The following is a 10,925-nucleotide window of genomic DNA, read 5'->3' on the forward strand; positions in this document are numbered from 1 at the left end:
TCAGCCCTCCTGCTGCTGTTCTGCCGGCTGGGTCGCGGCTGCGGCGACAGCGCTGCTGTCGACGGGCTCACCGGCCGGCGTCTCCGCCTGCTGCGCGATGGTCGTCGCGGCAGCGCGGCCGGCCTCGGTGCCACCGGCGGTCGTACCGGACGAGCCCGAGCGGCCACGGCGCGGCCGGTCCGGCCGGTCGCCACGGTCACGGCGCGGGCCGCGCGACGGGGCGGCCTCGGCCGGGGCCTCGCGGCCCGGGACGGCGTCGCCCTTGTAGATCCAGACCTTCACGCCGATCCGGCCGAAGGTGGTACGGGCCTCGAAGAAGCCGTACTCGATGTTGGCCCGCAGCGTGTGCAGCGGAACCCGGCCCTCGCGGTAGAACTCGGTCCGGCTCATCTCGGCGCCGCCCAGACGGCCCGAGACCTGAACCCGGATGCCCTTGCAGGCGGGGTTCTTCATGGCGGACTGCATCGCCTTGCGCATGGCCCGACGGAAGCTGACCCGGCTGGACAGCTGCTCGGCGACGCCCTGGGCGACCAGCTGCGCGTCCGACTCGGGGTTCTTCACCTCGATGATGTTCAGCTGGACCTGCTTGCCGGTGAGCTTCTCCAGCTCGCCGCGGATCCGGTCGGCCTCCGCACCCTTACGGCCGATGACGATGCCCGGCCGGGCGGTGTGGATGTCGACGCGGACCCGGTCCCGGGTGCGCTCGATGTCGACCTTGGAGATGCCGGCGCGCTCGAGGCCCTTGGACATCATGCGGCGGATCTTGACGTCCTCGCCGATGTAGTCCTTGTAGAGCTTGTCCGCGAACCAGCGGGACTTCCAGTCGGTCGAGATGCCGAGCCGGAACCCGGTCGGGTGAACCTTCTGACCCATTACTCGGCACCCTCCGTCGTGCTCTGCTCCTCAGCGGCCGGCTTGGCCGGAGCGGCCTTCTTCGCCGACTTCTTCGGCGCGGCCGGCGCCACCGCCTCGACCGCCACGGTGATGTGGCACGTGCGCTTGCGGATCCGGTACGCCCGGCCCTGCGCCCGCGGCCGGAACCGCTTCATGGTCGGGCCCTCGTCGACGAACGCCTCGCTGACGAGCAGCGCGTCGGGGTCCAGCCGCTCGTTGTTCTCCGCGTTGGCGATCGCGCTCGCGAGCACCTTGTACACCTGCTCGCTCGCAGCCTGCGGCGCGAACTGCAGCACCGTGAGCGCCTCCTTCGCGGGCAGGCCGCGGACGAGGTTGACCACCCGGCGCGCCTTCATCGGCGAGATGCGCACGTGCCGCGCAACCGCCCGCGCGCCCGGAAGCACCGGAGCGTCGCCCTTTCCTGGCATCGCTGTAACCCCTTGTTCCTCTATCCGTATGCCCGCGGCGTCAGCGCCGGCGGCTCTTCCGGTCGTCCTTCTCGTGACCCTTGAACGTGCGGGTCAGCGCGAACTCGCCGAGCTTGTGCCCGACCATGGCCTCGGTCACGAAGACCGGGACGTGCTTACGTCCGTCGTGCACGGCGATCGTGTGACCCAGCATCTCCGGGATGATCGTCGAGCGGCGCGACCAGGTCTTGATGACGTTCTTCGAGCCCTTGTCGTTCTGCGTCTCCACCTTCTTGAGCAGGTGGTCGTCGACGAACGGGCCCTTCTTCAGGCTGCGAGGCATGTCTTATCTCCCTCAGCCGCGCTTACGCGTGGCGTAGCGGCGGCGGACGATCAGCCGGTCGCTCGGCTGGCCCTTACGACGGGTGCGGCCCTCGGGCTTACCCTGCGGGTTGACCGGGTGGCGACCACCGGAGGTCTTACCCTCACCACCACCGTGCGGGTGGTCGACCGGGTTCATCGCGACACCACGGACGGTCGGGCGCTTGCCCTTCCACCGCATACGGCCGGCCTTACCCCAGTTGATGTTCGACTGGTCGGCGTTGCCGATCTCGCCGATGCTGGCGCGGCAGCGCACGTCCACGCGCCGGATCTCACCGGACGGCATGCGGAGGGTCGCGTACGCGCCCTCACGGCCGAGCAGCTGGATGCCGACGCCGGCCGAGCGGGCCAGCTTGGCCCCGCCGCCCGGACGCAGCTCCACGTTGTGGATGGTGGTACCGACCGGGATGTTGCGCAGCGGCAGGTTGTTGCCCGGCTTGATGTCGGCGCCCGGACCGGACTCGACGCGGTCGCCCTGCTTCAGGTCCTTCGGCGCGATGATGTAGCGCTTCTCGCCGTCGGCGTAGTGCAGCAGCGCGATGCGCGCGGTGCGGTTCGGGTCGTACTCGATGTGGGCGACCTTCGCCGGCACGCCGTCCTTGTCGACCCGCTTGAAGTCGATCAGACGGTACTGGCGCTTGTGACCGCCACCGTGGTGCCGCGTGGTGATCCGGCCGTGGGCGTTGCGTCCGCCCTTCTTCGGCAGCGGAGCCAGCAGCGACTTCTCCGGCGTCGACCGGGTGATCTCGGCGAAGTCGGCAACGCTCGAGCCACGCCGGCCCGGCGTCGTCGGCTTGTACTTACGGATAGCCATTGTCTACACCCCTCAGCTGACCGGGCCGCCGAAGGCCTCGATACGGTCACCGTCAGCCAGCTTCACCATCGCGCGCTTGGTGTCCTTGCGCTTGCCGAACCCGGTACGGGTCCGCTTGCGCTTGCCCTCGCGGTTGAGCGTGTTGACCGTCAGGACGCGGACGTTGAAGATCTGCTGGATAGCGATCTTGATCTCGGTCTTGTTGGCGTCCGGGTGCACCAGGAAGGTGTACCAGTTGCGGTTCAGCTCGCTGTAGCTCTTCTCCGAGACGACCGGCGCGACGATGACGTCACGCGGATCGGCGATCGTGCTCACTTGCCATCCTCCTCGGTGGTCTCGGCGGGAACGCCCAGGAACTCGTCCAGGGCCTCCTTGGTGAAGACCACGTCGTCGGCCACCAGCACGTCGTAGGTGTTGAGCTGGCCGGCCTCGATCAGGTGCACCCGGCTGTCCCGCGCGTTGCGCAGGTTCCGCAGCGACACCCAGTTCAGCTCGTCGGTGCTGCTCAGCACGACCAGGACCCGACGGGCCTGGGTCAGCTTGGTCAGCGTGGCGAGGGCCGCCTTGGTGGACGGCTTCTCGCCGGAGACGAACGCCTCGACGACGTGCACCTGGCCGGCGCGGGCCCGGTCCGAGAGGGCGCCACGCAGAGCGGCAGCCTTCATCTTCTTGGGGGTGCGCTGGCTGTAGTCGCGCGGCTGCGGGCCGTGGACCACGCCACCGCCGGCGAACTGCGGCGCGCGGGTCGAGCCCTGACGGGCACGACCGGTGCCCTTCTGCTTGTACGGCTTCTTGCCTCCACCGGAGACCTCGCCGCGGGTCTTCGTCTTGTGCGTGCCCTGGCGGGCCGCCGCGAGCTGGGCCACCACGACCTGGTGCATCAGGGCGATGTTGGCCTGCGCGTCGAAGATGTCGGCCGGCAGCTCCACGGAGCCGCTCTTGGCGCCTTCGACGTTGATCACGTCAACGGTGGTCACTTGGCCGCACCGCCCTTCTTCACCTTCGCCTTGGCCGCGGTACGGACCAGGACCAGCGCGCCCTTCGGGCCGGGAATGGCGCCGCGGACGAGCAGGAGGTTGTTCTCGGTGTCGACCGCCTGGACGGTCAGGTTCTGGACGGTGTAGCGCACGCCACCCATCCGGCCCGCCATCCGGGTGCCCTTGAAGACGCGACCCGGGGTCGCGCAGGCGCCGATCGAGCCGGGCGAGCGGTGCTTGCGCTCGACACCGTGGCTGGCACGCAGACCGTGGAAGCCGTGCCGCTTCATCGGGCCGGCGTAGCCCTTGCCCTTGGTCTTGCCGGTCACGTCGATCACGGCGCCGGCCGGGAACTCCTCGACCGTGACCTCCTGGCCCGGCGCGTAGTCCGCGGCGTCGGAGGTGCGCAGCTCGACGATGTGCCGGCGCGGCGCGACGTCCGCCTTGGCGTAGTGCCCGGCGACCGGCTTCTTGACCTTGCGCGGGTCGATGACCCCGTACGCCAGCTGGACCGCGGAGTAGCCGTCCTTGTCGGCGCTACGAACCTGGCTCACGACGCACGGGCCGGCCTGAACCACGGTCACGGGCACAACCTTGTTGTTGTCCCAGACCTGGGTCATGCCGAGCTTGGCGCCCAGGATCCCCTTGACTTGCCTGTCCATTTGTCCGGTCCCTACAGCTTGATCTCGATGTCGACGCCAGCCGGCAGGTCGAGGCGCATGAGCGAGTCGACCGTCTTCGGGGTCGGGTCGATGATGTCGATCAGACGCTTGTGCGTACGCATCTCGAAGTGCTCGCGCGAGTCCTTGTACTTGTGCGGCGAGCGGATGACGCAGAAACGGTTGATCTCCGTGGGCAGCGGCACCGGGCCAGCGACCTGCGCCCCGGTACGCGTCACCGTCTCGACGATCTTCCGAGCCGAGGAGTCGACGACCTCGTGGTCATAGGCCTTGAGCCGGATGCGGATCTTCTGTCCCGCCATGGTGGCTTCTGTTCCTTCTCTCGATGCCGCTGTGTTGCGGGCGCCTGTGCCGGCTGGCACAGGCCCACTTCCGCCGACCCCCGCGGTCGGGCGTGTCGCGCCCGTGGGCCAGGCTCCGCCCCGGGACTCCGGAGCGATTCTCTGACCACGCGGTGGGTCATGGCGCCGATCGCGGGGAACCGCGACCTGGACGCCGCGCGAGGGTGGTTGACCGCCGATGGCGATCAACCACCCTACGCGAGACAGTCTGACTCCCGGAGGTCCAGCGTTAACCGGACGCAGGCGACCGACTGTCGTTACGCAACCTGACTAGTATGCCGCACGACCGGCGGCGACGCTAATCGGGGTTACCCAGCTCACTTGATGATCTTGGTGACGCGACCCGCGCCGACCGTACGACCACCCTCGCGGATCGCGAACTTCAGGTTCTCCTCCATGGCGATGGGCTGGATCAGCTTCACCGTCATCGAGGTGTTGTCGCCCGGCATGACCATCTCGGTGCCCTCGGGCAGCGTGACGACGCCGGTGACGTCCGTGGTCCGGAAGTAGAACTGCGGGCGGTAGTTCTGGAAGAACGGGGTGTGCCGGCCGCCCTCCTCCTTGGAGAGGATGTAGACCGTCGCCTCGAACTCCGTGTGCGGGGTCGTGGTGCCCGGCTTGATGACGACCATGCCGCGCTCGACGTCCTCGCGCTTGATGCCGCGCAGCAGCAGACCGACGTTCTCGCCCGCGCGGGCCTCGTCGAGCAGCTTGCGGAACATCTCGATGCCGGTGCAGGTGGTCTTCATCGACTTCTCGCGGATGCCGACGATCTCCACCTCCTCGTTCGGCTTGAGGATGCCGCGCTCGGCGCGACCGGTGACCACGGTGCCGCGACCGGTGATGGTGAAGACGTCCTCGATGGGCATGAGGAACGGCTTCTCGGTCTCGCGCTCCGGCTGCGGGATCGCGGTGTCCACGGCGTTCATCAGGTCCATGAGCTTCCCGGTCCACTCCGGGTCGCCCTCGAGGGCCTTCAGCGCCGAGACCCGGACGACCGGCAGGTCGTCACCCGGGTACTCCTGCGAGGAGAGCAGCTCACGGACCTCGAGCTCGACGAGCTCCAGGAGCTCCTCGTCGTCGACCATGTCGCTCTTGTTGAGCGCCACGACGATGTACGGCACACCGACCTGACGGGCCAGCAGCACGTGCTCGCGGGTCTGCGGCATCGGGCCGTCGGTCGCCGCCACCACCAGGATCGCGCCGTCCATCTGCGCGGCACCGGTGATCATGTTCTTGATGTAGTCGGCGTGACCGGGGCAGTCGACGTGCGCGTAGTGACGCGCCTCGGTCTGGTACTCGACGTGCGCGATGGAGATCGTGATGCCGCGGGCCTTCTCCTCCGGCGCCTTGTCGATCTCGTCGAACGGCGTGTACGGGTTCAGGTCCGGGTACTGGTCGTGCAGGACCTTGGTGATGGCCGCCGTCAGCGTCGTCTTACCGTGGTCGATGTGACCAATGGTGCCGATGTTGACGTGCGGCTTAGTCCGCTCGAACTTCGCCTTCGCCACTGGTGTCCTCCTGTGGACTTTCTTGGTTCGTTCGCCCGGCGCGCCGTGCGGCGCTTAGGACTCTGTCGACAGCCTTTCCGGCCGGAAGGCCGGAGAGCTTTTGTGGGTTCTGCGGCGATGAAGCCTACAGGCCCGGTCTCACGCAATCCGATCGAGGTGGCCGCGGGCGGGAGAACCCTCCCGCGACCGCCCTCGCGTCATCGGATCAGCCGAGGGTGAGTGTCACTCACCCGTCGACTTGGCGATGATCTCCTTGGCCACCGAGGCCGGAACCTCGGCGTAGGAGTCGAACTGCATGCTGTAGCTAGCCCGGCCCTGGGTCTTCGACCGCAGGTCGCCGACGTAGCCGAACATCTCCGACAGCGGCACCAGGGCCCGGACGACGCGAGCGCCGCTGCGCTCCTCCATCGCCTGGATGATGCCACGCCGGGAGTTGAGGTCGCCGATGACGTCACCCATGTTCTCCTCCGGAGTGGTGACTTCAACGGCCATCATCGGCTCAAGGAGAGCGGGGTCGGCCTTGCGGGCCGCCTCCTTCATCGCCATCGAGCCGGCGATCTTGAACGCCATTTCCGACGAGTCGACCTCGTGGTACTGGCCGTCCACCAGGGTGAGCTTGACGCCCACCAGGGGGAAGCCGGCGAGGATGCCGTACTGCATGGCGTCCTGCGCACCCGCGTCCACCGAGGGGATGAACTCCCGGGGGATGCGGCCACCGGTCACGGCGTTGGCGAACTCGTAGGTCGGTGCGTCGTTACCGAGCGGCAGCGGCTCCACGCTGATGATCACGCGGGCGTACTGGCCGGAACCACCGGTCTGCTTCTTGTGGGTGTACTCGACCTTCTCCACCTTGCGGCGGATGGTCTCGCGGTACGCCACCTGCGGCTTACCGATGTTCGCCTCGACGTTGAACTCGCGGCGCATCCGGTCGACCAGGATGTCCAGGTGCAGCTCGCCCATGCCGGAGATGACCGTCTGACCGGTCTGGTCGTCCAGCTTGACGCGGAAGGTCGGGTCCTCCTCGGCCAGCCGCTGGATGGCGGTGCTGAGCTTCTCCTGGTCGGCCTTGGTCTTCGGCTCGATGGCCACCTCGATGACCGGCTCCGGGAAGGTCATCGACTCCAGGATGACCGGGTTCGCCGGGTCGCACAGGGTGTCACCGGTGGTGGTCTGCTTCAGACCCTGCACCGCGATGATGTCGCCGGCCTGGGCGGAGCTGCGCTCCTCCCGCTTGTTGGCGTGCATCTGGTAGATCTTGCCGATCCGCTCCTTGCGGTCCTTGGTGGAGTTGATCACCTGAGAACCGGACTCGAGCGTGCCGGAGTAGATCCGGACGTACGTCAGCTTGCCGAGGTGCTTGTCGGTCTGGATCTTGAAGGCCAGGCCGGAGAACGGCTCGGAGACCGAGGGCTTCCGCTGCAGCGGGGTCTCGCCGTCGGTGGCCGTACCCTCGATCGCCGGGATGTCCAGCGGCGAGGGCAGGTACGCGACGACCGCGTCCAGCATCGGCTGGATGCCCTTGTTCTTGAAGGCGGTACCGGTGAGGACCGGGTTGGCCTTGCCGGCGATGGTGGCCCGGCGGATGGCGGCCTTGATCTCGTCGGCCGAGATCTCCTCGCCCTCGAGGTACTTCTCCATCACCGAGTCGTCGACGTCGGCGAGGGTCTCCATCAGCTTCTCGCGCCACTCCGCGGCGGAGTCGGCGAGGTCGGCCGGGATCTCCTCGACCGCGTAGTCCTCACCCTTCTGGGTCTCGCCGCGCCAGGTGAGCGCGCGCATCTCGACCAGGTCGACCACGCCGATGAAGTCGGACTCGGCGCCGATCGGGATCTGGAGGACCAGCGGGGTGGCGTTGAGCCGGTCGATCATCATCTGCACGCAGCGGAAGAAGTCGGCGCCGGTCCGGTCGAGCTTGTTGACGAAGCACATCCGGGGGACGTTGTACTTGTCCGCCTGCCGCCAGACGTTCTCCGTCTGGGGCTCCACGCCGGCCACGCCGTCGTAGACCGCGACCGCACCGTCCAGCACGCGCAGCGACCGCTCCACCTCGACCGTGAAGTCGACGTGGCCGGGCGTGTCGATGATCTGGATCGTGTGGCCCTTCCACTCGCACTTGGTGGCGGCGGAAGTGATGGTGATACCGCGCTCCTGCTCCTGCTCCATCCAGTCCATGACGGCGGCGCCCTCGTGGACCTCACCGATCTTGTACGTGATGCCGGTGTAGAACAGGATTCGCTCGGTGGTAGTGGTCTTACCGGCATCGATGTGGGCCATGATGCCGATGTTGCGTACGTTGGCGAGCGCGTCTGCGGCGGCCACTTCAATCCCTACTTATCGTCGTCTCGACACAACTGGTGGCGGTTCCGGCGCCGGCGGGCGCCGGAACCTCAGGTGTTACCAGCGGTAGTGCGCGAAGGCCTTGTTCGACTCGGCCATCTTGTGCGTGTCCTCGCGCCGCTTGACGGCGGCACCGAGGCCGTTGCTCGCGTCCAGCAGCTCGTTCATCAGCCGCTCGACCATGGTCTTCTCGCGCCGGGCGCGGGAGTAGGTCACCAGCCAGCGCAGACCGAGGGTGGTCGCGCGGGACGGCCGGACCTCGACCGGAACCTGGTAGGTGGCGCCACCGACACGGCGGCTGCGCACCTCGAGGGTCGGCTTGACGTTGTCCATCGCGCGCTTGAGCGTGACGACGGGGTCGGTGCCGGACTTCTCGCGGCAGCCCTCCAGGGCGGCGTACACGATGCGCTCGGCGAGCTGACGCTTGCCGCGCAGCAGGATCTTGTTCACCAGCTGGGTGACCAGCGGCGAGTTGTACACCGGGTCAGCGACCAGCGGCTTCCGCGGAGCGGGTCCCTTACGCGGCATGTCAGCTCTTCTCCTTCTTCGCGCCGTAACGGCTGCGAGCCTGCTTGCGGTTGCGGACACCCTGGGTGTCCAGCGAGCCGCGCACGATCTTGTACCGCACGCCCGGCAGGTCCTTCACACGACCGCCGCGGACGAGCACGATCGAGTGCTCCTGCAGGTTGTGGCCGACGCCCGGGATGTAGGCGGTCACCTCGATCTGGCTGCTGAGCTTGACACGAGCGACCTTGCGCAGCGCCGAGTTCGGCTTCTTCGGGGTGGTGGTGTACACGCGGGTGCACACGCCGCGCCGCTGGGGAGACCCCTTGAGCGCCGGGGTCTTGGTCTTGGTCGTCTTGGCCTGACGGCCCTTTCGGACCAACTGCTGAATGGTGGGCACCGGGTTTCTCCGCTCCCTTCGGCCGCTGCGAGGCGACCGCGCCGTCTGCTCCAGCCGTCCCGGATGGGCGGCTCTCTTACATTCCAACCAGGGCCGCCTGACGGCACCCCAGCACCCGCGGTCGGGCGTGTCGCCCGAGTCACGGTTCCGGTGCCGGCCGCTGACGCGTCGTACCGGATGTTCTGGTCTTGGTGGTGCGACCGCGCGATCACCGGCTTACCGGTTCCAGCGCACGCACGCATTGCCCGGGCGGGCCCGGGCACAAGGGGAAAGAGTACCTACCACAGCCGCGCCGGTCAAAACGGATGGGTCGGGGAGGGACCGCTCCGCGGTCCGCCGCCCGGTCTCCGGGTCGCCGATGCGCCAACGATGGGCACCTACAGTGACAAGTGTACCGGCTCGTCCGCCGTGCGACCCGGCGGCCCCGAGACCGCCCGGCGTTCGGGCACCCGGACAAACACCCCAAGCCAGGTCACCGGCCACAGACGTCGCAGCGGTGCCGTCACGTGATCTGCACCACGAGGGCCAGGGCGAGCCCGATCAGGCCGAACAGCAGGCCGGCCGCGCCGCAGGAGATGCCCGCCACGGCCAGGCGGGCACCGGTGAACCGGACCGCCGGTGGCGGCGCCTGCCGCCGGATCTGCCGCCGGGCCAGCAGCCCGGCCACCACCGCGCCGATGCCGATCAGCGCGCCGAGCACCGTGAACGCGCCCGCCGCCCAGGCGCCGCCGTAGTTCCGGGCGGCCAGACCGACGCACACCACCAGCAGCGACACCCCGATCGCGGCGATGCCGGCGACGAGCGACCCGATGGCCAGACCCGAGGTGACCGGCGGCACGTCGAGGTGGACCACGCCGAACGGCGTACCCGGCACCGCGTCGACCCGCCTCGGCGGCCGCGGCGCCTCGGCCGGCGGCGGCGGGAGCCCCGGCCCGCCGTGCGGACCCCAGCCGCCGTGGCCGGGCGCGCTCCCCGGTGCCGGCCATCCGCCGCCGTGGGCGGGCGGATTCCCCGGGTACGCCCCGTACGCCGGGTGAAGCACCGGCGCGGACGCGGGACCCGGCGGGTACGGCCCGGGGCGGGGCGGTTCGCCTCCCGGCGCGGCCGGTTCCGTCACGGGGTCCTCCTGTCCACACGCGCCCGCCGCGTGGCGGACACCGGCCAGGCTACCGTCGCCGATCACCGCGGGGTGTGCGGGCGCGGGCCCGCTCCCCCACCGGGTCAGTCGAAGTTCGGCGCGAAGTCGTGGCCGAACGAGGCGTCCGCGTGCCGTACCACGCCGATCACCACCGCCGCGACCAGCGCGGTCGCCGTCAGCACCAGTCCGGTCCGCGCCAGCTGCTCGCCGCGGCGCAGCCAGTCCGCGCCGGTGAGATATCCACCCGACGCGTACGCCTCGCGGCGGGCCTGCCGGGCCAGCACGAGCGCGATCGTGGCCGGCACCGCCCCGCCGAGGAACAGACCGGTGAGCGCGCCGATCAGGCCGAGCGCGAAGACGGCACGGGCCTTGGTGGAGCGGACCGGCTCCGGGTCGTGCGGATGGCGGTACGCCTGCGGCACGACGGGCGCCTGCCCGGGCACGGTCGTCATGCCTCCATCATGCCCCGGATCCGCTCCCCCGGTCCCGGCACTCCGGACGCGACGAGGCCCCCGGCGGATGCCGGGGGCCTCGTCGTTCC

14 protein-coding genes are annotated in these 10,925 nt (G+C 69.2%); all 14 read right to left on the bottom strand.

Translation table 11 applies throughout. From position 1 onward, the window contains the following. Complete coding sequence (gene rpsC / locus ACQP26_RS26900; protein WP_194801424.1) at nucleotides 1–873, bottom strand: 30S ribosomal protein S3; 873 nt, start codon at nucleotides 871–873, stop codon at nucleotides 1–3. Further along, the gene (gene rplV, locus ACQP26_RS26905) at nucleotides 873–1,322 is read right to left on the bottom strand and encodes a 50S ribosomal protein L22 (protein WP_018784552.1); all 450 of its coding nucleotides are present in this window, start codon (nucleotides 1,320–1,322) and stop codon (nucleotides 873–875) included. The genes rpsC and rplV overlap by 1 nt, the downstream gene beginning before the upstream one ends. A 40-nt stretch (nucleotides 1,323–1,362) precedes the next feature. Continuing rightward, nucleotides 1,363–1,644, bottom strand: coding sequence for a 30S ribosomal protein S19 (gene rpsS, locus ACQP26_RS26910; protein ID WP_007073032.1), 282 nt, complete (start codon nucleotides 1,642–1,644; stop codon nucleotides 1,363–1,365). Nucleotides 1,645–1,656: 12 nt separating this feature from the next. Then, on the bottom strand, nucleotides 1,657–2,496 hold the full coding sequence (gene rplB / locus ACQP26_RS26915; protein WP_013288631.1) for a 50S ribosomal protein L2: 840 nt from the start codon (nucleotides 2,494–2,496) through the stop codon (nucleotides 1,657–1,659). A gap of 12 nt (nucleotides 2,497–2,508) precedes the next feature. After that, complete coding sequence (gene rplW, locus ACQP26_RS26920) at nucleotides 2,509–2,811, bottom strand: 50S ribosomal protein L23 (protein WP_013288632.1); 303 nt, start codon at nucleotides 2,809–2,811, stop codon at nucleotides 2,509–2,511. Beyond that, nucleotides 2,808–3,473 (bottom strand): 50S ribosomal protein L4, encoded by a 666-nt coding sequence (rplD, locus tag ACQP26_RS26925; RefSeq protein WP_174536579.1) that lies wholly within the window; start codon nucleotides 3,471–3,473, stop codon nucleotides 2,808–2,810. The genes rplW and rplD overlap by 4 nt, the downstream gene beginning before the upstream one ends. Beyond that, complete coding sequence (gene rplC, locus ACQP26_RS26930; RefSeq protein ID WP_073828947.1) at nucleotides 3,470–4,135, bottom strand: 50S ribosomal protein L3; 666 nt, start codon at nucleotides 4,133–4,135, stop codon at nucleotides 3,470–3,472. The genes rplD and rplC overlap by 4 nt, the downstream gene beginning before the upstream one ends. Nucleotides 4,136–4,146: 11 nt before the next feature. Next, nucleotides 4,147–4,455 (bottom strand): 30S ribosomal protein S10, encoded by a 309-nt coding sequence (gene rpsJ, locus ACQP26_RS26935; RefSeq protein WP_007073037.1) that lies wholly within the window; start codon nucleotides 4,453–4,455, stop codon nucleotides 4,147–4,149. A 356-nt stretch (nucleotides 4,456–4,811) separates the two neighbouring features. Further along, a complete protein-coding gene (gene tuf, locus ACQP26_RS26940; RefSeq protein WP_269704003.1) occupies nucleotides 4,812–6,005 on the bottom strand; it encodes an elongation factor Tu in 1,194 nt (397 codons plus the stop codon). A 222-nt stretch (nucleotides 6,006–6,227) separates the two neighbouring features. Next, complete coding sequence (gene fusA, locus ACQP26_RS26945) at nucleotides 6,228–8,324, bottom strand: elongation factor G (RefSeq protein WP_269704002.1); 2,097 nt, start codon at nucleotides 8,322–8,324, stop codon at nucleotides 6,228–6,230. Nucleotides 8,325–8,399: 75 nt separating this feature from the next. After that, nucleotides 8,400–8,870, bottom strand: coding sequence for a 30S ribosomal protein S7 (gene rpsG / locus ACQP26_RS26950; protein WP_013288637.1), 471 nt, complete (start codon nucleotides 8,868–8,870; stop codon nucleotides 8,400–8,402). Between the two features lies 1 nt (nucleotide 8,871). Beyond that, on the bottom strand, nucleotides 8,872–9,246 hold the full coding sequence (rpsL, locus tag ACQP26_RS26955; RefSeq protein WP_007465318.1) for a 30S ribosomal protein S12: 375 nt from the start codon (nucleotides 9,244–9,246) through the stop codon (nucleotides 8,872–8,874). Nucleotides 9,247–9,748: 502 nt separating this feature from the next. Continuing rightward, nucleotides 9,749–10,120 carry a hypothetical protein gene (locus ACQP26_RS26960; RefSeq protein ID WP_269706991.1) on the bottom strand — a complete coding sequence of 124 codons (372 nt, stop codon included), beginning with the start codon at nucleotides 10,118–10,120 and terminating at the stop codon, nucleotides 9,749–9,751. A 347-nt stretch (nucleotides 10,121–10,467) separates the two neighbouring features. Then, on the bottom strand, nucleotides 10,468–10,836 hold the full coding sequence (locus ACQP26_RS26965; RefSeq protein ID WP_269704001.1) for a hypothetical protein: 369 nt from the start codon (nucleotides 10,834–10,836) through the stop codon (nucleotides 10,468–10,470). Between the last annotated feature and the right edge of the window lie 89 nt (nucleotides 10,837–10,925).

This window comes from Micromonospora sp. CA-248089, assembly GCF_050948515.1.
Taxonomy (GTDB): domain Bacteria; phylum Actinomycetota; class Actinomycetes; order Mycobacteriales; family Micromonosporaceae; genus Micromonospora.